Origin of the sequence: Anabaena sp. 90 (assembly GCF_000312705.1) — a bacterium.
GTDB lineage: Bacteria > Cyanobacteriota > Cyanobacteriia > Cyanobacteriales > Nostocaceae > Dolichospermum > Dolichospermum lemmermannii.
In genome coordinates this window covers 3,604,624-3,628,042 of record NC_019427.1, presented here as the reverse complement: position 1 = coordinate 3,628,042, position 23,419 = coordinate 3,604,624, and the positions used below count along the sequence as shown (strand labels likewise).

Here is a 23,419-nt window from a genome sequence, read left to right as displayed (position 1 = left end):
AAATAGATTATAGTTTCCCAATTCGGTTAAGCAGTTGACTTTTAATTCTTCAGTTATCAACAAGCCTACATTCATCTTAATTGATGGACACTCACTAGCTTTTCGTTCCTATTTTGCTTTTGCTAAAGGTAGAGATGGTGGACTTCGTACAAAAGCTGGCATTCCTACCAGTGTTTGTTTTGGTTTTTTTAAATGTTTGTTAGAGGTAATCGCTACACAACAGCCCCAAGCAGTAGCTGTGGCTTTTGATTTGGGTTCACCTACTTTTCGTCATCAAGCTGATGATACTTATAAAGCTGGACGTGCAGAAACTCCAGAAGACTTTATTCCCGATTTAGAAAATCTCTATGAGTTACTGCAAAGCTTGAATTTGCCTATACTTACTGCACCTGGTTATGAAGCAGATGATGTATTGGGAACATTAGCACAAAAAGCCGCAGCGTCTGGGTATCGAGTTAAAATACTTTCTGGGGATAGAGATTTATTTCAATTAATTGATGCTGATAAAGAAATTACAGTTTTAAATTTTACTCCAGAAGCCTTAAAACGTTCTACAAATAGTATTGCTGAATTTAAAGCAGAAGAAGTTAAAGAAAAATTAGGAGTATTCCCGACACAAGTTGTTGATTTTAAAGCCTTATGTGGTGATAAATCAGATAATATTCCGGGAGTAAAAGGAATTGGTGAAAAGACAGCAGTACAACTATTAAATACTTATAATTCCCTGGAAGAAATTTATGCAGCTATAGATGATATTAAAGGTGCAACTCAGAAAAAACTAATTACTGGTAAAGAAGACGCGGAAAAATCTCGCTATTTAGCCAAGATAGTTTGTGATGTTCCTTTAGAAATTGATTGGGAAGATTGTCAATTAACAGGTTTTGATAATAGCTTACTCATCCCAATTTTAGAGAAATTAGAATTTAAAAGATTTTTAGAGACAATTAATGAGATTCAACTAAAGTTTGGTGGAGAAGTTGTAGAAAATAAAGTATCGGAAATAATCGCCGAAACAGAGGATGATTTATGGTTTTTTAGTGCAGAAGACACAGCACAAGAAATAAAACAAAATGCTTCACCAATTCAACCACGCATTATTAATACAGAAGCTAAATTAACGGAATTGGTAGAACTTTTAAGAAAGTTCACAAATCCAGAAAATCCCGTTGCTTGGGATACAGAAACTACTGCACTAGAACCACGAGATGCAGATTTAGTAGGAATTGGTTGTTGTTGGGGAACAGAACCAAATGAACTTGCTTATATTCCCATTGGTCATAAAAATGGTGATAATTTAAATCGAGATTTGGTATTAGCAGCACTGCGGCCAATTTTGGAAAGTGCTGATTATCCCAAAGCTTTACAAAATGCTAAATTTGATCGGTTAATTCTGCGGTGTCAAGGCATTAATTTGGCTGGAGTGGTGTTTGATACTATGTTAGCCAGTTATTTGATTAATCCCGATAGCAGTCATAATTTAACTGATTTATCTTTGCGATATTTGGGATTAAGTGGAAAAAGTTATGGAGATTTAGTTCCCAAAGGGAAAACTATTGCTGATATTAGTATTTCTGCGGTTGCTGATTATTGCGGAATGGATGTTTATTCCACATTTGGCTTAGTACCAAAATTACGGGAGAAGTTAGCAGAAACGCCAACTTTATATAAACTGTTGAATGAAGTTGAACAACCGTTAGAAGCAGTTTTAGCGGAACTTGAATATACAGGAGTTCGCATTAATTCAGCTTATCTCAAAGAACTTTCACAGCAGTTAGAAATAGAATTAGCAAGGTTAGAAATAACAGCTACCGAAATTGCTGGGGAAAAATTTAATTTAGGTTCTCCTAAACAACTGAGTCATATTCTCTTTGAGAAATTAGGTTTAAGTACGAAATATTCTCGCAAAATTCAAACTGGTTATTCTACAGACGCTGCAACTTTAGAAAAACTTCAAGAAGTTGATAATACTGGATTTGTAGAAGCGATTATTGAAAATCGGACTTTATCAAAATTAAAATCTACCTATGTAGATGCTTTACCAGCTTTGGTACATCCCAAAAGCCAAAGATTACATACTGATTTTAACCAAACTGCAACTTCTACGGGTAGGTTATCTTCTTCTCATCCCAATTTACAAAATATCCCCATTCGGACTGCTTTTAGCCGACAAATTAGAAAGGCGTTTTTACCGGAATCAGGTTGGTTAATGGTAGCGGCTGATTACTCACAAATTGAGTTAAGGATTTTGGCGCATTTGAGTCAAGAACCTGTATTAATTCAAGCCTATCAGCAAAATGAAGATATTCATACTGTAACGGCAAAATTAGTCTTTGAGAAAGAAGATATTAGTTCAGATGAAAGACGTTTTGCGAAGACGATTAATTTTGGGGTAATTTATGGTATGGGAGCGCAAAAATTTGCCAGAGAAACGGGAATAAATCCGGTAGATGCGAAATTGTTTATTGAGCGATTTAATGAAAGATACGCTAATGTTTTTGCATATTTGGAGAAAGTGAAAAAAGAAGCTATTGCTTATGGTTATGTGGAAACTATTTTGGGTAGACGACGTTATTTTGAGTTTACTAGTAATAGTTTACGGCAGTTAAAAGGTAGTAAGTTAGAAGATATTAATTTGCAGAAATTAAAGAATTTAGGTCAATATGATGCTGGGTTACTCCGTTCTGCTGCCAATGCACCAATTCAAGGTTCTAGTGCGGATATTATCAAAATAGCAATGGTGCAATTACATGAAGTTCTGAAGAACTATCAAGCGCGGTTATTGTTACAAGTTCATGATGAATTAGTCTTTGAAGTTCCTCCCCAAGAGTGGTCCCAATTGCAACCACAAATTAAGTCGCTAATGGAAAATGCTGTTTCTTTATCTGTTCCTTTAGTCGTTGATATTCATGCGGGGGATAATTGGATGGAAACTAAGTGAACTACCTATATCCCACATTCCGTAATCTCACTTTCACAATTGGTAATTATTGCCGAAAAAATGTAAATCAAGCATAATTAACCCTCAATACCTTGGCCATTTTTCTGCTGTGTTGGGTTTCATGCTATTGCTTTGTAAACGTTCCACAACCCAATCCATAAATCAATATTTTTTTCAATTTGGTAAAGGTATTGATATAATAGTGGTTTTATCTGAAAATTTAGGTTTATGCCACCTTACTAAACTAACTATGAACACACAACCAACAAACCAACCTATTCGCGTCGGAGTTCTGGGATTTGGTGGACTCGGACAAGCAGCAGCAAAACTCCTCGTCAGCAAACGAGAAATGATCTTAGTTGCAGCCGCAGACCAAAAGGGCTACGCTTATTCCACCCAAGGCTTAAATACCCAAGCTTGTATTACCACTTACCAAAATCAAGGTACAGTCGGTTATTTAGAACCAGTTGGGACATTAAGCAATAGCAGTATTCAGGATTTAATCGCCACCGGTCAACCTGTAGATGGTTATTTTCTGGCTTTACCCAACCTTCCTAATGACTTTATTCCCTCGGTAGCCAAAGAGTTCATTAAAGCAGGTTGGCGCGGTGTTCTGGTAGATGCCATTAAACGCACCAGTGCAGTCGAACAACTCCTGGCCATGAAAGACGAACTGCAAGCAGCGGGAATTACATACATGACTGGCTGTGGTGCTACTCCTGGACTGTTAACCGCCGCCGCCGCTTTAGCTGCCCAAAGTTACGCCGAAATTCACAACGTGGAAATTACCTTTGGTGTGGGAATTGCTAACTGGGAAGCCTACCGCGCCACTGTTCGGGAAGATATTGGTCATATGCCAGGTTATAGTGTAGAAGCCGCTAGAGCCATGACAGACGCAGAAGTAGAAGCATTACTCGATCAAACTAATGGTGTGTTAACTTTGGTAAACATGGAACACGCCGATGATGTCATGCTAGAAGTCGCGGGAATTTGTTCACGGGATAGAGTCACAGTTGGTGGTGTTGTTGATACCCGCAACTCCAAAAAGCCCCTAAGTACCAATGTGAAAATTACAGGACGTACCTTTGAGGGGAAGATATCCACTCACACCTTTACATTAGGCGATGAAACCAGCATGGCCGCTAATGTCTGTGGTCCTGCCTTTGGTTATCTCAAAGCCGCTCAGGAATTGCATCAACGCGGCATTTCTGGCTTATTCACGGCTGCGGAAATCATGCCTAAATTTGTGAAATAAGTAGGTGAACACAATAAAACCAAACTGTGTAAAGAAACGTAAAATCGCTGAAAACTTCTTTACTCTTTACTCTTGCCTATTGCCTATTGCCTTGCTATAACGACAATTTTCAACGCCAACCTACTTAGGTCAGTTGTCAGTTGGAGAAATCTACCATCTACTCCCTGCGGCTGCTTCTTTCTCTAAGGGGGTGTTTGAAAAGTCTAATTTATTATACCCCTAGCGACTAAAAGTCGCGGCTACACAGGCGAAACCCACACTATGGCTAACGCCACGCTACGCTATCGACAAGCTCAGTGACCACCTGCGTGGGTTGGAAAACCTTAATTTTGTGTTAGTTCACGAAGGTGGACTTTGCTTGTGTAGTAGCGATTTATAATCGCCGGAAACTTTTCAAATACTTTCTGGCGACCTTTCCTTAACCGATATTGTCATATACTTTGAACATCGGCAAATACATAGCCAGCAAAATTATCCCCACCATTCCCCCCACTACCACAATCATTACTGGTTCTAAAATACTGGTGAGTGATTTAACTGCCTGTTCTACTTCATCTTCATAAAAATCGGCAACTTTCATTAACATTGCATCTAGTTGTCCCGTTTCTTCACCAATACTCATCATCTGAATTGCCATAGCTGGAAAAACGTTTTCTGTGAGCAAAGCAACACTAATCATCCCCCCTTGTTGAACCTCTTCACGGGCAGCGTCAATGGCATTAGCAATAACCTGGTTTCCTGATGTATCTCGCACAATTTCTAAACAAGTTAAAATCGGGACTCCAGAGCGAGTCAATGAACCAAAAGTCCGACTAAAACGGGCAATAGCAGATTTTTGAATCAAATCACCAAATAAAGGTAGCTTTAGGGCAATACTATCAATCTGTAACCTACCAACAGGGGTTTTGTAATACTGCTTATAAAGAAACCATAATACAAATAAAATCCCAATAACCAACAAAGACCAATAGCTTCGTAAGACTTGACTACAGGTCATTAAGAATAATGTAAGTGGTGGTAATTCTGCTCCTATGGATACAAAAATATCTGCGAAAATTGGAATCAGAAAAACTGTCATGCCCACAAAGATAGCAGTTGCTAAAAAACCCACAACCACTGGATAAGACATAGCTGATTTAATTTGATTCTGTAATCTTGCCATATCTTCTAATAATTTAGCTAGACGATTTAAGACTTCATCCAACACACCCCCAATTTCGCCAGCTTGTACCATACTCACATACAAACCATCAAAACACTCAGGATGTTTACGCATGGAATCTGAGAGGTTAATTCCAGTCTGAACATCGCCACAAATTTCTACTAAAGCAGCTTTAAGTTTAGGATTACTACATTGCTCAGAAAGTACAGTCAAGCCTCTGACTATGGCTACACCCGCATCTACTAAAGCAGCAAATTGACGGGAAAAAATTGCTTTATCTTTAACAGAAACCTTGACAAAGGAATTCTGAATCTTTTGGATATCGAACCGAGAAGCCAAGTTTTGAGATTCTTTTAAATCTTGAATAACAAAACCTTGATTTCTAATATTACTGCGGGCATCAGTCAAGGAATCAGCGGTAAATTTTTCAGTCCTGGATTTTCCTTGAGAATCACGAATACGAGCAACGTAGGTAGGCATAATATTTATTTAAAATTTTAGAATTTGTCAGTTGTCAGTAGGGGCGAAGCATTTGGAAGATAAATTATCGGTCATTGCCAAAAATAGTTCTCCAAATGCTTCGCCCGTACAGTTGTCAGTTGTCATTGGGAAGAAATATTCCCCTGCCCCATGCCCCCTGCCTGTTAACGTAATTTAGCTCCTACTGGGGCTGTTGCACCAATTAGACGTTCGACTTCATCTGGTTTAGAAGTTTTAGATATTGCTGCTTCAAAAGAAATAGTTCCAGCTTTGTACAAATCAGCTAAAACTTTTTCTAGAGTTTGCATTCCCAACTTACCACCCGTCTGAATAGCTGAGTAAATTTGTGCTGTTTTTCCTTCCCGAATTAAGTTAGAAATAGCGGGAGTGATAATCATAATTTCTTGAGCCATTACTCGCCCATATTCACCTGAATTGACATTTTTCTTAGGTACTAAAGTCTGACTAAAAACTGCGACTAAGGAGTTAGACAACTGCACCCGCACCTGAGTTTGTTTTTCTGAGGGAAAAACGTCAATAATCCGGTCAACGGTTTGTGCGGCAGAACTTGTATGTAGTGGACCAAGTACCAAGTGACCTGTTTCTGCGGCGGAAATCGCCAACATAATGGTTTCCAAGTCCCGCATTTCTCCTACCATAATAATATTTGGATCTTCTCGTAAAGCTGCTTTTAAAGCATTAGCAAAACTCTTCGTATCTTCTCCTAATTGGCGTTGGTGAACTAGACTTTTGATAGGTTCATAAACAAATTCCACAGGGTCTTCAACTGTTAAAATATGTTCTGCCCTAGTGCGGTTAATTAAGTCAATCATTGCCGCTAGGGTAGTAGTCTTACCAGAACCAGTTGGACCTGTGACGAGAATTAGTCCTCTAGGTTTTTCCGTCATTTCCCGGACTATATCTGGCAAACCTAATTTTTCAAAGTTAGGAATTTTAGAACTTAATGCTCGTAAACAAGCAGCATAAGCACCACGTTCTTTATAGACATTCACCCGGAACCTAGCTAATCCTTTAACACCGTAAGAACAATCTAATTCCCATGTTTGCTCTAAAGTTTTGCGCTGAGTGTTATTGAGCATACTGAAAATTAGCCTTTGACATTCATCAGCCGTCAATATGTGTTCACCAATAGGTGTCAGATGTCCACTAATCCGAAAATAGGCAGGCAATCCAGCGGATAGGTGCAAGTCTGACCCACCTCTAGTAATTAGTTCTTCCATCAAGTCTTCAATCATCATTTCCATAGTCTGATTTCGCTCCCATTAATTAACAATAAAAAACTTAAAACTCTCAATTCAAAATGTGCGGCTAATCTGTAAAGCGAGGTGTCATACAGTAAGGACAATCTAACCATTCTGGTTGTAATTCCCCACTACAAGTCAGACAAGTCAGACCACTTTTGCGTTTAGCTTTTAATTCAGCCTCTAAACCGTCATCTGTAAGTGTTACTCGCTCTACTTCTTCTAAGGTAGTTGTTCCTTGACGAACTAAGTCCAAACTGTAAGCTAGTAAGGTTTTCATCCCCTCTTCAACAGCTACTTCTTTAATCCTTTTTGTAGGTGCTTCCTTGTTGATCAGAGTTTGTAATTCTTCAGTCATCCGCATTACTTCATAAACCCCACAACGCCCGTTGTAGCCAACACCACCACATTTTTGACAAAGATTTTTATGGCTGGCTATTTCTTCTGGTGGGATAGTATTGGCTTTGTAGAAAGTTACCTGAGCTTCTTGGGAAACGGATAGACCATAGCGAGCTAGTTCTTCAATGGTCGGAGTGTATGCTATACGACATTCAGAACAGACACAACGAACTAGACGTTGTGCTAAAACACCAATTAAGGAACTGGAAATCTTGAAAGGTTCAATACCCATTTCTCCCAAGCGAGCGATCGCTCCTGGCGCATCATTAGTGTGTAAAGTAGTTAATACCAAGTGACCGGTTAATGCTGCCTCAATCGCCGTTTTCGCAGTTTCCCGATCCCGTGTTTCCCCCACCAGCAACACATCTGGATCTTGACGCAAGAAAGCCCGCAAGGCCGTCGAGAAATCCAACCCCTTTTCCCGAATTACCTGTACTTGAGTAATCCCCGGTAAACTATACTCAATTGGATCTTCTACTGTACTGATATTAATCCCCGGATCATTCTTTTCTGATAGTGCCGAATACAACGAAGTAGTTTTACCCGAACCAGTTGGTCCGGTCACTAAAATCAACCCGAATGGCTTACTAACCATATCCTTAACAATATTTAAGGTTTCTGGGTCAGTAATTAACTTATCCAAACCTAATTGAGTTCCAGTGTTATCTAAAATCCGTAAAACAACCTTTTCTCCATAGCGACTAGGTAGAGTATTTACCCGGAAATCCACCTTTCTTCCGGCAAATATCCGGCGAATCCGGCCATCTTGAGGTAACCGTCTTTCAGCAATGTCCAGGTTAGAAATAATTTTAAATCGGGCTGTTACCGCTGGGATAATTTTTTTCGGCATATTATCAAATGCCTCACGTAATATCCCATCCTTACGGAAACGAATCCGTAAATATTCTTCCTGCGGTTCAATGTGAATATCCGAAACACCCTCATTTAAAGCCTTCAACAAAATCCGATTCACAAGTTTAATGATTGGTGCCTGATCAGCACCCTTCATAGCATTATCTAAATCAACATCATTATCACTACTTTCATCTATGTCCAGAGTTTCTAGATTGTCTAAATCACCCTTGACATCATAATTTTTTTGCTGCTCTAATGTCTTTTGGCGTGCTGCTTGTTCATTTAAAAATTTGTTAATGATGTCCTGATAATCTTTCTGGGTAATTACCCTGCGTTGAAAAGACAAGCCTTGGGAACGCAAAATCCGATTAATATCATCATAAGCATCTAAATTATCTGGATCAACCATAGCCACCAACACATAAGGTGGGCTTTGGTTATCATTTCTTGACAATGGGATTAACTGATGCCGACGACAGATATCAATAGGAATGAGGGTTTGAATTAAATTCCCCACGTTTGTTGGATCAATTTCGTAGATTGCGGGATCAAGAGACTCAACGCCGTATAAAATTGTGAGTTCAAATAAATGTTGTTTTTTGTATTCGGTGACAAACTCAGGTGATAATTTTCGCTCAGTAATTGATTCTAATACTTCTGTCAGTGGTTTACCGGACTTGCGGCTGGCAATTACAGCCTGCTTCATTTGTTCATTATTGACATAGCCAGACGCTACTAATTTATTAACGAAAGGCGAAAACTCAGTTCTTGTAGTCAGCGCAGTGCTACGCCGTTGTGGTGATGAGTAAGTCATAAGCAATTGGGTTAGGGTAGAGAAACCTCTTTTTTAAGTATTCCCATACTGTGGCAGATAATTCTCATTCTGTATGAAATTTCATTCATGTATAATTTGGAGGTAGAAACCCGCCTATAGCCCAGATTGGGTTCAAAAACTAGATGCGTGACAGCTTAGTGGTATCACTTCCTGCCAAAATATTGGTAATTAAAAGAGCAGTCCGTCGTCAGCGGGTTGTTGAAAAGGGGGATTTAAACCCAAAATTAGCTTACTAGCTGAATGATCGTTAAATTTCTGCTGTTAAAAGCATCTGGAATGAGTAAATAATAGTAAACGAAAATAAACAGGTACACTATATAAGCCAGGAATTAGGCTAATCAACTCAAGATATAGCCAGCAGTTGCTAAAGTCACCGAACACACCTAAGTTTACCTCAAACCATTCCTCTCAGCACTTAAGTGACTGAATTTACCACATACCACATATTCTTATGAAAAGTGACTCCCCGTCCGAAATTAACTCCAATGAATCTAGCAGCGAGGTTAATGAGCAAGTAGCAAACCAAATAAATGAACAGGGAGATAACATACTCACTGAAGAACATGGTGATGCTACAGCCAACCCTATTGAAGTAGATATCGCTGTTTTAGCAGAGTTAAATCAACAAATTGAAACGCTCAAAACCCAACTAGAAGACCGTAGCACTCAGTATATGCGAATTGCCGCAGATTTTGAGAATTATCGCAAACGAACTGCCAAAGAAAAAGAAGAAATTGACTTACAGGTAAAGCGAAATACAATTACAGAATTGCTACCTGTTGTAGATAATTTTGAGCGAGCGCGAGCGCACCTCAAACCCCAAGGTGATGGTGAAATGACAATTCATAAGAGTTATCAAGGGGTTTACAAACAGTTGGTAGATTGTCTAAAACGTCTAGGTGTAGCACCCATGCGTCCTGAAGGTCAAGAATTTGACCCGAATTTGCATGAAGCCGTCATGCGAGAACCGACAGATGAACATCCAGAAGGAACAGTTTTAGAAGAGTTAGTTCGCGGCTACTATTTTGGTGAGCGTGTCCTCCGCCATGCCATGGTGAAAGTAGCTGCTCCCAGAGAATATATATCTTTAGAATCAGAAGATTTGTCTAGCCAAGATAACGGTTAACATGAACAGCATATAGCGGTATGCACTTAAATGAGATACAGTCATAAGCCCCCCTCCCTGCAAGCAAGTAGGGGGTTGGGGTTCTTGTATTTCACCCAACCAATAACCGCTATAAGGTTGTTGATACTTACTTACAGAACTTTCCAGTTTCATGAGGTACGTATATAGCGGGCAAGACTTGTACTGAGCAGTTCGACCCTTCGACAAGCTCAGGGCATCGCCAGCTCACTGTAACACTTGGCGATAGCGCGACGTGGCGTTAACCATAGTATGTCCGCTGGGTATGTACCTCATAACACCGGAAAGTTCTGTATCTCTTCCCTGTATCTGTTCCCTATTCCCTTGTTTGTAATACTAATTTTTAAAACTGTGGACTCTGTGTGTGCGATCGCCTATAATAAATGTGTTTTTCATAAAGTTTGCATAAAGGTTGCATAAATTTATTGCCTGTAAGTAGGTGAACGGAAAAAAACCGTAGACGTGGAGCGGCTTCTCGAAGAGTAATATGTAAGGACAAGTAAAGTTGCTCAAAACCTTTTCTGGAATTCCCTGTTCCCTGGGATGCACTGAGCTTGTCGATAGCGAAGCGTGGCGTAAGCCATAGTGTTCCCTGTTCCCTTGTCATAACGACAATTTTTAACGCCAACCTATTCAGCTAAAACACAACCGCTTGTGAATAATTACGGTGGAGTATTTTATTAAAAATAATTCAAGTATGGGAAAAGTTATTGGGATTGACTTAGGGACTACGAATAGTTGTGTAGCTGTTTTGGAATCTGGGCGACCAAAAGTAATTGCCAACTCCGAAGGTGGACGCACTACCCCTAGCATTGTAGCCTTTGGTAAAGGGAAAGATCGCCTCATCGGACAATTAGCAAAGCGACAAACTATAACTAATGCCGAAAACACAGTCTACAGTATTAAAAGATTTATCGGTCGTCGCTGGGAAGATACAGAATTAGAGCGCGGTCGCGTCCCTTATAATTGCATCAAAGGAAAAGATAATACCGTTGATGTCCAAATTCGCGGACAAAATTACACACCCCAAGAAATATCCGCTATGGTCTTGAAAAAACTCAAGCAAGACGCGGAAAATTTCTTAGGTGACGAAGTGACAAAAGCCGTAATTACCGTACCAGCATATTTTACAGATGCCCAAAGACAAGCCACAAAAGATGCAGGTACTATTGCTGGACTAGAAGTATTAAGAATTATCAACGAACCCACCGCCGCCGCCCTAGCCTTCGGTCTAGACAAACAAGATCAAGAGCAATTAATTTTAGTATTTGACTTAGGAGGGGGGACATTTGACGTATCTATTCTCCAACTAGGAGATGGAGTTTTTGAAGTTAAAGCCACCTGTGGTAATAATCATCTCGGCGGAGACGACTTTGATAATGCCATTGTTTGCTGGATGGTAGAGCGATTCCTAGCAGAAGAGAAAATAGACATTACCCAAGACAAAATGGCACTCCAACGCGTGCGAGAAGCCGCGGAAAAAGCCAAAGTTGAACTATCTAGTATGGTTATTACCTCCATTAACCTGCCATTTATCACTGCTGATGCTACTGGACCAAAGCATCTGGAAATGGAACTCAGTCGTTCTCAATTTGAAGAACTAACAGGGAGTTTAATCAAGGAGACTATCGCCCCAATGATGCAAGCCCTCAAAGATGCAGAAGTCAAACCGCAGAATATAGATAAGATTATTTTAGTAGGAGGTTCTACCCGCATTCCTGCTGTTCAAAACGCCCTGATCAAATTTTTCAATGGCAAAATCCCAGATCATTCCGTCAACCCTGATGAAGCAGTAGCACTAGGTGCAGCTATCCAAGCCGGAGTTTTGGGAGGAGAATTAAATACCCTATTACTGTTAGATGTCACACCTCTATCTTTAGGGATTGAAACACTAGGAGAAGTATTCACCAAAATTATTGACCGGAATACCACTATTCCCACTAGCAAAGCTCAAATATTTTCTACAGCCGTTGATGGTCAAACATCCGTAGAAGTTCATGTCCTCCAAGGAGAACGCTCCATGGCCAAGGATAACAAAAGTCTAGGGCAGTTTCTCCTCAGTGGGATTCCTCCTGCTCCTCGCGGCATTCCCCAAATTGAAGTGGCTTTTGAAATTGATGTGAATGGCATTCTCAAAGTTGCGGCTCAAGATAAAGGTACAGGTAGAGAACAAAGTATTCGGATTACAAGTACAGGCGGTTTAAGTAACAACGAAATTGAGCAAATGCGGCAACAAGCTGAGTTATTTTCCGGAGAAGATCAAAGACGTAAAGAACTGGTGGAACTCAAAAACCAAGCGAATAATCTCTTGTTTACTTATGCTTCAACATTACGGGATAATCCCAATTTAGTCAGTGAGCAGTTGATAGCTTTGGCTAATCAGAAAGTTGAACAATTGCAAAGGGCAATGAACAATCCGAATATGTCCCCCACACAGTTGAAGACCCTTTTAGAGGATTTCCAGCAAACTATCTTTGCTATTGGTACAAATGTTTACAACCAGGTTGATAATGAAGATTTAAAATCAGAAGCTGCCACGCAAATAAATCTTACCGAAGAATAGACCTCCTAATCTATTTAATACTTGTATAAATTTACTGTAAAGAAATGTGTTTCTCAAGTAGTTATTTAGAGAAGCAAGGATATATTTTCTTCATCTACCAGGGAACACAGGAGCGCATATCACAGATAGAACTAAAAGTATAGGTCGGGTTTTCCACATTTAATGGTACGGCTAGTTCCTATAATCAAGAGGTGGGTTTTTCGACATCTGAATAGCACAATAATAAAAGATTAATCATCGGTGATAGCAAACACTAGCAAAAAAATATTGGTAAAATTAATTATTAACAAAAATTAAACTAAAGAGCATGACTTAGCGTGACCCCACGCTATTTGCATTCCTAAATTTCTGTATTCTTGTTAAAGTGTTACCTTAAACCTATTAGTTACTGTTTTCCGTACTTCTGCTTCCTTATAATTCTTAACCTTGCTATATGGCCCGAGACTATTATGAAACCCTGGGTGTCTCTCGTGACGCCGACAAAGAAGAGATTAAACAGGCTTATCGCCGCCTAGCCCGAAAATATCACCCAGATGTGAATAAAGAATCTGGGGCAGAGGAACGATTCAAAGAAATTAACCGCGCCTACGAAGTGCTATCAGAGCCGGAGGTTCGCGCTCGTTACGACCGCTTTGGTGAAGCTGGTGTTTCCGGTGCGGCTGCGGCTGGCGCTGGTTTCCAAGATATGGGAGATATGGGTGGTTTTGCCGATATCTTTGAAAGTATTTTCAGCGGCTTTGCTGGGGCTCCAGGTGGACAACCCCAACAAAGACGGCGTGGTGGACCAGTCCGCGGTGATGATCTGCGCCTAGACCTGAAATTAGATTTTCGGGAAGCGGTATTTGGTGGGGAAAAGGAAATTCGCATTTCCCATTTAGAAACTTGTGAAGTTTGTAATGGTTCTGGTGCTAAATCAGGAACTCGTCCTCGGACTTGCAGCACTTGTAGTGGTTCAGGTCAAGTTAGAAGGGTAACAAGAACGCCATTTGGTAGTTTTACCCAAGTGTCAACTTGTCCCACCTGTGATGGCTCAGGAACGGTTGTAGAAGATAAATGTGATGCTTGTGATGGTAAGGGCGCAAATCAGGTTACAAAGAAACTCAAAATCAATGTTCCCGCTGGTGTAGACAATGGCACGAGACTACGGATTTCCCAAGAAGGAGATGCGGGTCAACGCAATGGTCCTCCGGGTGATTTATACGTCTACTTGTTTGTCAATGAAGATGAAGAATTTCATCGTGAAGGCATTAATATTAACTCGGAAATTAAAATTAGCTACTTACAAGCGATTTTAGGTTGCCGATTGGAGGTAAATACGGTAGATGGACCTGTGGAGTTAATTATTCCCTCTGGAACTCAACCGAATACGGTGATGAAATTGGAAAATCGTGGTGTTCCCCGTCTGGGTAATCCTGTGAGTCGCGGTGATCATCTGTTGACGGTGTTAATTGATATCCCCACGAAGATCATCCCAGAGGAACGGGAATTGCTAGAGAAACTAGCTAAGATTAAGGGAGACAGGACAGGTAAAGGTGGTTTCGACGGATTCATAGGAAACTTATTTAAGTCATGAGTGGCTCTTTGATATTAACCCCTGACGCTCAACTGGATTTGCGTGGGACTCCTTGCCCGATTAATTTTGTGCGGACAAAACTATATCTGGAAAAAATGCCCCCTGGGGGTTTACTAGAAGTTTGGTTAGATCCAGGTGAACCGATAGAACAAGTTCCTGATAGTCTGACAATGGCTGGTTATCAAATAGAACAAGTGACAGATTGCGCTGGCTATTTTTCCCTAGTTATTCGCCGTCCGGTTGCTGCGGCATGACAGGGAAAAGTGTTTCTACTAAACAGTTATTGGGTACGGTTGTAGCTGTACAGGCGAATTTTTATCGAGTGCAGATGGATGAAGAAGAAGGAGTCAGGAGTCAGGAGTCAGGAGTCAGGAGTTCAGAAATAATAGAAAGTTCTTCTTCCCCTTCTTCGCTGTCACCTGTTCCCTGTCACCTGTCCCCTTCTTCCCCTATCCTTCTCTGCACAAGAAGGACGCGCTTAAAAAAGATTGGTCAACAGGTGATGGTGGGCGATCGCGTGATTGTGGAAGAACCAGATTGGACTGGGGGACGAGGGGCTGTGGGTGAGGTTTTACCGCGTCATAGTCAATTAAATCGCCCCGCGATCGCTAATGTCAATCAAATTCTCCTGGTTTTTGCGGTGGCTGACCCGCCTTTAGAACCTATTCAATTGAGTAGATTTCTAATTAAGGCTGAGTCTACAGGCGTTGATGTGCTGTTATGTTTGAATAAATGTGATTTAGTTTCTTTAGAAGAAAAACAGCAAATTAATGACCGTCTCCTGGCTTGGGGTTATCAACCTTTATTTATTAGCGTTCAAAACAACATTAATATTAACCAAATAGCCACATATTTGCAGGATAAAATTACTGTGATTGCTGGTCCTTCTGGTGTGGGAAAATCCAGCTTAATTAATAGTTTGATTCCCGATATTAACCTGCGCGTCGGTGAAGTTTCCGGTAAATTAGCCCGTGGTCGTCATACCACCCGTCATGTAGAATTATTTGAAATGCCGAAAGGTGGTTTATTAGCAGATACTCCCGGTTTTAATCAACCAGATTTAGATTGTAGCCCCCAAGAGTTAATTCACTATTTCCCAGAAGCAAGAGAACGCCTAGCTGTTGCCCATTGTCGCTTTAGTGATTGTATCCATAAAGATGAGCCAGACTGTGCTGTTAGTGGTGATTGGGAAAGATATCAGCATTATTTAGAATTTTTAGAAGATGCTTTAGCCCATCAAAGCCATCTTAACCAACAAGCTGACCCCGAATCAAATCTGAAATTAATATCTAAAGGTAAAGGTCAAAGTCAGTACGAACCAAAACTAGAAAGTAAAAAATATCGCCGAATTGCCCGTAAAACCCAATTACAAGACTTACAGGAGTTATATCGAGAAAGTGAGGATTAACCCAATGTTTCATTAATAGCAGTTATTAATAACTCATTGAGAGGGATTCCCGCGGCTTTGGCCATAGATGAAATGACACTTTTAGGCGCGAAAGAACAATATAAACCAGCTTCTAAAAACCAAGGTTCTCCGTTTGGATCAATGCGAAAATCAAATAAACTATAATGACGACAACCTAAAGCTTGATGACACTTTTTAGCCATTTCCTGAACCTTTTGGGTGATGGGGTCATGCGTATTTACAATCCAAGCTTTTATATTATCTTTAGCGGTCAAATATAAGTTGCCATCATCTCCTTGTTGGAGTTTATCAGCATAGTTGCGGATGGGTTTGTGAGAGTTTACTAGATACTCTTCTAATGGTAAACCCACTAATTCTCCATCTTTAACAATAATACCACATCTGACTTCTCGACCAAGTTCGATGTATTCTTCTACAATCACTTCCTTTGCATATTCAAACCCTGTCTTTAAAGCAGTTTCGTATTCAGTAGCATCTTTAACTAAAGTTACTCCTAGAGAGTTATCGGAACTTGCAGGTTTAACGACTGCTGGAGGTTTAATGGTGGGAATGTCTCCAGAACGCAGAATTTCTCCACGAGGAACTTTTACCCCTGCTGCGGCAACAATGGCTTTTGCTCTGGCTTTGTGGGCTGTTATGGCCATAATATCTGGAGTATTACCTATGTAGGGAATTTTGAGCAAATCCAATAGGGAGCGGTAGTGAGTCATTCCCGGGATACAAAACATTTGTGGTAATACCAAATCAATGTTTCGCGCTGTTAGAAACTCTATAGCTTTAAATAGAGACATAGGTTTTGTGATAGCAATATCTTCTGAACTTAGAGAAGGGGGAAATCTCCACAAAAGATCAGGTGTAATGTATGCAATTTCAAAATCATAGAGGGATTGATTTGCTATTCCTGTTAAACAATCTTGAGCGTAAAGACGCGACAAATTACAGTAAAAATCATTGTGTGCTGATCCAACTAAATGAAGAATACGCAGTTTTGACATAATTTATTTTCCTCTCTCATCTCTAATTATGATCTTCAGCCTGAATTTTGTTTAAAATTACTAGTCACCACCAATTTCTACTAACTTACCAATATTAAAATCTATTTTTACCCAACCTTTCAATTTTAATAGATTTTGGAGTAATAATAAAGTAATTTGCCAATGATGAACCATCAAAAATGGTAAAGGATCATCTCCTTGAAAAATAGCATCTGTACCTTCAGTAATTTTATTTATCCATGCTTTGAATTGACTAAAAGAACGAATTCCTGTAAATCTCCAAAGTTCATGATATAACCAATAAGTTGGTTTACTTGTTGCTAAAGGTTCTATATGTAGTTCATTTTCACTTAAATAAGCATTTGCTAACCCTGGATGATTATAAAACATAGTAATTGCGGTGTGAGTGCGGGGGTTACACTCAATCGGGTAAACTTTACCGTCTGTTGTTTGAATAAAATCAAAAGAAATTTGTCCGGTTAAGTTTAATGATTTGACAAAATGTTTAACCCATTGAAATATTTCTGGGTTATCAATTTGTTCATAATTAATTTGAAAAGGAGAAGATTTAGAACAACAATGTAAACGAATTTCTCCATTTCTAACGGTGCTGTGAGTACAATATTCTTGTCCCTTGACAAATTCCTGCATTACCCAAGGTCTTTCTGCACTAATTGGTAAGCTTTTGATATATTCTTCCATTCCTTCAAATGGTAATTTTGTCATATCTAATCGAGTTACAGAATCATATTTAATGCTTTTGAGTAAGTAGCGACTATGATCTTTTGTAAAGTCAAAATTGAGGATTTGTGCTGGGGAAGTAATCAAAAATGCTTTTGGTGCTGTTAAACCTAAATTCCGCGCTTGATCACATAAACTAAATTTATCATCTAATATTTTGGTCATCTCAGCATCAAAATGAAATACTTCACAATGGGGAGATAAAATGGGTTTTGCTAAGGAATCATAATAACTTGCTACGGGACTAGAAACAGGAATAAATACATCTATATTTTCTGCTTTTACAATATTTAATAATCCTTGCAAATAGCCATTTGCATCTTTTTCTGGTGCGGGTACTGTAAAGAATTTTGTCACTGCGTTAGAAAATTGATGTCCTGATAACCAATATTTGTGAGTTTCTACCATAAATACTTTATGTCCAGCGCGATGAAAAGAACGCGCAAGTTGTAAAGATTTTGTCATTTTTCCTCCTGTTAAGAGGATGTTTTGAGGATTTTCACAAATAATCTTTTTCTGAAAAGGAAGGGTGAGGAAATTAATAATTAAGGAAATGAGGACAATAATTAAATTAATCGGTAAAATCAAAGAGAGTAAAAGCAAAGTTCCCAGAGTTTGAAATAGAGAAATAATCGAATTCATAATTTTGTGGTAAATAGAATTATGTAGGTTGGGTTGACGGAAGAAAACCCAACATTTTATGAAATTTGTAGAGTGTTGGGTTGCGCTGTCGCTTAACCCAACCTACAATTTTGTGTTATTTACGTTTGATGATGGTTAAACCATCTCGTAATGGTAAAATGACCTGTTCAACTCTTGGATCTGCGGCTACAATTTGATTGAATTGTGCTATAGCTTCTCCGTTAGCTGTTCTCTTTGCTGGGACTAAATAAGGTTGTCCTTGGAGTAGGGTATTATCTACAAAAATAAAACCATTTTCAGCCAGGAGTCCGGTATTTAAAAGTAAGTTGAAGTAATCAACATACTCTTTTTTATCAGCGTCTATGAAGACTAAATCAAAGGTTTCTCCTGCATTTGCTAATTCTTGTAATGTTTGTAAAGCGGGAGCAATTTTAACTGTGATTTTACGACCGTGGAGAGAAGTTTGAAAACAGTTTTTAGCAAACTCAGCTACATAATCATCCACTTCACAGGCAATAATATCACCATCTGCGGGTAATGCTTCCGCCATTGCTAAAGCCGAATATCCGGTAAACATTCCTATTTCTAGAATGCGTTTAGCTTTAGTCATGGACACAAACATTTTTAAAGTTTGTCCTTCAATGTGTCCAGAAAGCATTTCTTGTTCTAACTGACGGACTGTTTCTCCATCATCAAATCTCTGACTCCAATCTTCAGAAGCTGTTTTTTGTGCTAAAACTGCTAAAGCTGGAGATTCATTGGTTGTATGTTTATCCAAATAAGGATCAATTCCAGATGCTAAGTCATAGACTTTTTGTAGAGAAGCTGCAAGTTCATCAGAAACATTTTCCTGCTTGGCTATTTTCAAAGTTGTTTCTAGTTCTTCAACTAAAATACCCAAGGGAGTAACCGGTCTAGGAGTAATAGATTTCACTAAAGTTTCAGTCATTTTTATTATTTCCAACTCCTATTCCAAACCCAAATCACTAAGATACATTTCTATTCCTGCACCGTGATTAGGTAATGTGCTACATACGGCTTTATGGGCTGCGACAGCAGTTTCGAGTAATTCGGGTGAGACTTCTTGAATATAGTCACAAGCACCAATACCACCTCTAGGAACAGGCGCCCAAAGTCCACCTTCTCCCCGCTTGCGACGCATATTTTTTTGACCTTCAATCATCAGGTCTATGTCTTCGAGAATAGGATGATAAACAGTTAAACCTAGAGACTGACATAATGCAATAATGCGATCGCGGTCTTCTGATTTTAACCAATTCATTTCCACAGCTAAAGTTGCACCAAAAGCCATACCAGTAGTCACCGCGTGACCGTGCATCATTTTCACCGCAGGTTCAAATCGGGGACTCCAAGTATGTCCATAACCATGGGGACGATCTTGATAAGTCTCAAACATATTCGTTCCCTCATGCTTCATATAAGAGAACAATGCTCGATAAATAATATCGTCTGCAATTTCTGCTAACTCCTGATTTTCTCCTAAAGTTGCAAAGTGAGTTTCAATTAAACGAGATCCGTATTTTTCCAACAATTCAAACAAAACAGCATCATCGGTAATGGCCATTTTAATAATTTCCGCTATTCCATTACGGATATGACCAGTAGCCAAAGTGCGGAAGAAACTCCGGTCAACTAAAGTGAGTACAGGAGGATGATAAGCACCAATACTGTTCTTGAACTGCTTACCATTGGTGCAGGTGCGAGGTGAAGGACCAGCATCAATAGCTGCAACTACAGTCGTCCCGACCATAACATAAGGAGTCCGTCGGTGTTGTAAAGCACAAGCTAACCCAGCGACATCACTAAGAACACCACCACCAATAATTAGAACAGGTTCGCTGCGGGAAACATCACAACCATCTTTCCCTAAATACCCTAGAATGCGATGGACTGTTTCTGGGGTTTTATCTACTTCCCAAGCCCGAAAAGCCATCATTTCTAAAGGAATTTCATGAGCATCAAAATATTTGCGAACCTGCTCACCATACAACTCATTAACTGTTTGGTCAATTACTGCTACACAACGACCAAGACTGTTATAAATATTAGCTAATATCTCATTTTCAGGTTTAAAAATCCCTTCTACAACCTTCACTTCTGAGGTGAGCGTGAAATTAGCAGTAACCTCAAAAGAACGCCCATCTTTTTTATGTGCTATTTCCCCTGAACCCGTGTACCACTTGGATGTTAGATACTTTTCCCCATGAGTGAGTTTAATAATATTTGGTTCTGTTTGATTAGCAAATTTTCCTGTATCTACTACTAATTCATCTGTGATTTCTGAAGTTGGTAATATGCTTTGTAAACTCATTTCAAATGCCTTATCCTGATTATTGATATTTGCAAAAATGGAATTGAAAAAATTGCTTTTCCTGGAATAGCTCAACTTGAACAGTTCTTTCTTTTAACAAAATTGCCAAGATGAATTGATACTTGAAACTTCACATGATAATTTTCGCTAACCAGTTAGCTGGATAGCAGATTTACTCTTAACCTTAATCAAAAAAGTAACAAAAAATTAAGTTTTCTCATCTTGGCTAGTAGCTTGTGAGTAAATAATGAAATTTCATGAAAGTTCTTTACAAAGATTAACACATTAGTATCGCTGATTGGTTATATAAACTTTATGTATTAGTTAAATTAATACAAAATCTTTTTGCCTAAAATAATTTGAATAGATTTAGTGATTTAAATACTTGTCAAAAAAAATATATTATGGTACTAGGAATAAGCGAAAAAAAGATATATTAGTGAAAACGAGCGAAAAAAAGTCAAGTAAGTTACTTTGCACCCAGTCATGATCAGTATCTAGCCCTAGATTGGTTGTTCTGATAAAACTTCTTTCATGATCCCGATATCATCTTAAAATATTCTTAATTTCTACCAATTCTCGACCTTCAATTTACAAACCACCCTCAAACTATTATGGCTATAGGCTACGTCGCGCTTGTACTTCATGCACATTTACCCTTCGTTCGTCACCCCGGAAGTGACTACGTGCTAGAGGAAGAATGGCTATATGAAGCGATTACTGAAACTTACATTCCTTTATTAAAAGTATTTGAAGGCTTAAAACGAGATGGTGTTGATTTCAAACTCACCATGAGTATGACTCCGCCTTTGATTTCTATGCTTCGTGATCCTTTACTGCAAGAACGCTATGATGCTCACTTATCACAATTAGAAGAGCTTATAGAACTAGAATCTGAGCGCAATATTCATAATGGTCATCTGCGGTATTTAGCAGAACATTATGCAACTGAATTTAATCAAGCGCGGGAGTTATGGGAACGTTATCAGGGTGATTTAGTTACAGCGTTTAAACAGTTCCAAGATAGTAATAACTTAGAAATTATCACCTGTGGTGCGACTCACGGCTACTTACCATTAATGAAAATGTATCCCCAAGCTGTGTGGGCGCAAATTCAGGTAGCCTGTGAACATTATGAGGAAACCTTTGACCAAGCCCCTAGAGGGATATGGTTGCCAGAATGCGCCTATTATGAAGGTGTGGAGCGAATGCTGGCGGATGCTGGTTTACGTTATTTCCTCACTGATGGTCATGGCATTTTATACGCTCGTCCCCGTCCGCGCTTCGGTAGTTATGCCCCAATTTTTACAGAACCGGGTGTAGCGGCTTTTGGTCGAGATCATGAATCTTCCCAGCAAGTATGGTCTTCTGAAGTGGGTTATCCTGGTGCAGCCGAATATCGGGAATTTTATAAAGATTTGGGTTGGGAAGCGGAATATGAATATATTAAGCCCTATATTATGCCCAATGGTCAGCGCAAAAATACAGGTATTAAGTATCATAAAATTACCGGACGGGGCTTAGGTCTTTCCGATAAAGCTCTTTATGATCCTTACTGGGCAAAGGAAAAAAGTGCAGAACACGCTGCTAACTTCATGTATAATCGTGAGCAGCAAGCTGGGCATTTACACAATATCATGGGTCGGCCGCCAATTATTGTATCTCCCTATGATGCGGAGTTATTCGGTCATTGGTGGTATGAGGGTCCTTGGTTCATTGATTATCTGTTCCGTAAGTCATGGTATGACCAGAAAACCTATGAAATGACCCATTTAGCCGATTATTTACGGGCTAATCCTCAGCAACAAGTATGTCGTCCTGCTCAGTCGAGTTGGGGCTTTAAGGGTTTCCATGAATATTGGTTGAATGATACTAATGCTTGGGTTTATCCACATTTGCACAAAGCTGCGGAACGGATGATTGAAATTTCCCAAATTGAAGCTGAAGATGAATTACAGGAAAAAGCACTTAACCAAGCTGCGCGAGAATTGTTATTAGCACAATCTTCTGACTGGGCGTTTATTATGCGGACAGGAACAATGGTTCCCTATGCAGTCAGAAGAACGCGATCGCATTTAATGCGTTTTAATAAGCTGTATGAAGATGTGAAAGTTGGTAAGGTTGATAGTGGTTGGTTGGAAAAAGTCGAATCAATGGATAATATTTTCCCCAATATTAACTATCGTGTTTATCGGCCAGCATTTTAAGTAGTTCCCAGATCCCCGACTTTTTGAAAAAGTCGGGGATCTATATCTAGAAAAGCAAAACCCCCAGTCACAATGCTGGGGGTTATTTTTATACACATCTTGTCAAATTGCCAGTAAATACTATCTGGGTAAGTTGCGGCTGTTGTAAGCATCAATAGCATAGGCGGGTGTGCGTTGGGTATAGTCTATATCTACGCCAGTAATAGATTTAGCCAAAGCTGCAAATTTGTCAGAAGCCCAATTGCGTTCGTGAATGGGCTTGCTTTGTTCACCCATGAAATAAGCTAGAGAACCGATAACGGAAACTGCTACCCAAGCAACAACCAATAGAGAAATTAAAATAGCCATTCGAGAACCTCGTTTTTTACTTTTTGTAACCTTATGTAAATAAATATAACAGATTGTTAACAGAAGTTGCAAATTATTTTCTGGTGTGTATGCCCCTCAAAGAGGTGAGGTATTCCCCACTGTAATAATTTCGTAACAAAACGCACTAATACAAGAAATGATGAGAAAATCGTCTGGGTATATTTTTGTTGGGTTTTTTGTAAAAAAAAATAATCAGATCCCCGACTTCTCAAAGAAATCGGGGATCTATGTCCTGAGC

At 39.4% G+C, this 23,419-nt stretch carries 17 protein-coding genes; 9 read left to right on the top strand and 8 right to left on the bottom strand.

Features of this window, described 5'->3' with window-relative positions:
* Window positions 1–34: 34 nt before the first annotated feature.
* Both polA and ANA_RS15730 read left to right on the top strand, forming a co-directional pair.
* Window positions 35–2,938 (top strand): DNA polymerase I, encoded by a 2,904-nt coding sequence (polA, locus tag ANA_RS15735; protein WP_015081029.1) that lies wholly within the window; start codon window positions 35–37, stop codon window positions 2,936–2,938.
* A gap of 121 nt (window positions 2,939–3,059) precedes the next feature.
* Window positions 3,060–4,193 (top strand): (S)-8-amino-7-oxononanoate synthase BioU, encoded by a 1,134-nt coding sequence (locus tag ANA_RS15730; RefSeq protein ID WP_371260351.1) that lies wholly within the window; start codon window positions 3,060–3,062, stop codon window positions 4,191–4,193.
* Between the two features lie 418 nt (window positions 4,194–4,611).
* On the opposite strand, the gene ANA_RS15725 is transcribed toward ANA_RS15730, so the two are convergent.
* Entirely contained in the window at window positions 4,612–5,835 is a 1,224-nt protein-coding gene (locus tag ANA_RS15725) for a type II secretion system F family protein (RefSeq protein WP_015081027.1), read from the bottom strand.
* A gap of 31 nt (window positions 5,836–5,866) precedes the next feature.
* On the opposite strand from ANA_RS15725, the gene ANA_RS27135 reads away from it, so the two are divergent.
* On the top strand, window positions 5,867–6,013 hold the full coding sequence (locus ANA_RS27135) for a hypothetical protein (RefSeq protein WP_200863829.1): 147 nt from the start codon (window positions 5,867–5,869) through the stop codon (window positions 6,011–6,013).
* Here the strand turns inward: ANA_RS27135 and ANA_RS15720 are convergent.
* Complete coding sequence (locus ANA_RS15720; RefSeq protein ID WP_015081026.1) at window positions 6,000–7,100, bottom strand: type IV pilus twitching motility protein PilT; 1,101 nt, start codon at window positions 7,098–7,100, stop codon at window positions 6,000–6,002. The two genes, ANA_RS27135 and ANA_RS15720, sit on opposite strands and share 14 nt — an antisense overlap.
* A gap of 64 nt (window positions 7,101–7,164) precedes the next feature.
* On the bottom strand, window positions 7,165–9,165 hold the full coding sequence (locus tag ANA_RS15715; protein WP_015081025.1) for an ATPase, T2SS/T4P/T4SS family: 2,001 nt from the start codon (window positions 9,163–9,165) through the stop codon (window positions 7,165–7,167).
* 472 nt (window positions 9,166–9,637) lie between these two features.
* Between ANA_RS15715 and grpE the strand changes: the two genes are divergently transcribed.
* The 5 genes from grpE to rsgA all read left to right on the top strand — a co-directional run bounded on the left by grpE (window position 9,638) and on the right by rsgA (window position 15,874).
* Window positions 9,638–10,312, top strand: coding sequence for a nucleotide exchange factor GrpE (gene grpE / locus ANA_RS15710; RefSeq protein WP_015081024.1), 675 nt, complete (start codon window positions 9,638–9,640; stop codon window positions 10,310–10,312).
* 715 nt (window positions 10,313–11,027) lie between these two features.
* Window positions 11,028–12,893, top strand: coding sequence for a molecular chaperone DnaK (gene dnaK / locus ANA_RS15705; RefSeq protein WP_015081023.1), 1,866 nt, complete (start codon window positions 11,028–11,030; stop codon window positions 12,891–12,893).
* A gap of 433 nt (window positions 12,894–13,326) precedes the next feature.
* The gene (gene dnaJ, locus ANA_RS15700; RefSeq protein ID WP_015081022.1) at window positions 13,327–14,466 is read left to right on the top strand and encodes a molecular chaperone DnaJ; all 1,140 of its coding nucleotides are present in this window, start codon (window positions 13,327–13,329) and stop codon (window positions 14,464–14,466) included.
* A complete protein-coding gene (locus ANA_RS15695; protein ID WP_015081021.1) occupies window positions 14,463–14,720 on the top strand; it encodes a sulfurtransferase TusA family protein in 258 nt (85 codons plus the stop codon). Before dnaJ ends, ANA_RS15695 begins: the two co-directional genes overlap by 4 nt.
* Window positions 14,717–15,874, top strand: coding sequence for a small ribosomal subunit biogenesis GTPase RsgA (gene rsgA / locus ANA_RS15690; RefSeq protein WP_015081020.1), 1,158 nt, complete (start codon window positions 14,717–14,719; stop codon window positions 15,872–15,874). The genes ANA_RS15695 and rsgA overlap by 4 nt, the downstream gene beginning before the upstream one ends.
* Here the strand turns inward: rsgA and ANA_RS15685 are convergent.
* From ANA_RS15685 to ANA_RS15670, 4 genes are all read right to left on the bottom strand, one after another.
* On the bottom strand, window positions 15,871–16,890 hold the full coding sequence (locus tag ANA_RS15685; protein WP_015081019.1) for a D-alanine--D-alanine ligase family protein: 1,020 nt from the start codon (window positions 16,888–16,890) through the stop codon (window positions 15,871–15,873). The two genes, rsgA and ANA_RS15685, sit on opposite strands and share 4 nt — an antisense overlap.
* A 60-nt stretch (window positions 16,891–16,950) precedes the next feature.
* Window positions 16,951–18,273 carry an ATP-grasp domain-containing protein gene (locus ANA_RS15680; RefSeq protein ID WP_015081018.1) on the bottom strand — a complete coding sequence of 441 codons (1,323 nt, stop codon included), beginning with the start codon at window positions 18,271–18,273 and terminating at the stop codon, window positions 16,951–16,953.
* 115 nt (window positions 18,274–18,388) lie between these two features.
* Entirely contained in the window at window positions 18,389–19,222 is an 834-nt protein-coding gene (locus ANA_RS15675; RefSeq protein WP_015081017.1) for an O-methyltransferase, read from the bottom strand.
* A gap of 18 nt (window positions 19,223–19,240) precedes the next feature.
* Window positions 19,241–20,605, bottom strand: a complete 1,365-nt coding sequence (locus ANA_RS15670; protein ID WP_015081016.1) for a sedoheptulose 7-phosphate cyclase — start codon at window positions 20,603–20,605, stop codon at window positions 19,241–19,243.
* A gap of 614 nt (window positions 20,606–21,219) precedes the next feature.
* On the opposite strand from ANA_RS15670, the gene ANA_RS15665 reads away from it, so the two are divergent.
* Window positions 21,220–22,812, top strand: coding sequence for a glycoside hydrolase family 57 protein (locus tag ANA_RS15665; RefSeq protein WP_015081015.1), 1,593 nt, complete (start codon window positions 21,220–21,222; stop codon window positions 22,810–22,812).
* A gap of 120 nt (window positions 22,813–22,932) precedes the next feature.
* Here ANA_RS15665 and ANA_RS15660 read toward each other — a convergent pair whose 3' ends face one another.
* The gene (locus ANA_RS15660; RefSeq protein ID WP_015081014.1) at window positions 22,933–23,160 is read right to left on the bottom strand and encodes a photosystem II protein, Psb35-related; all 228 of its coding nucleotides are present in this window, start codon (window positions 23,158–23,160) and stop codon (window positions 22,933–22,935) included.
* Window positions 23,161–23,419 lie beyond the last annotated feature (259 nt).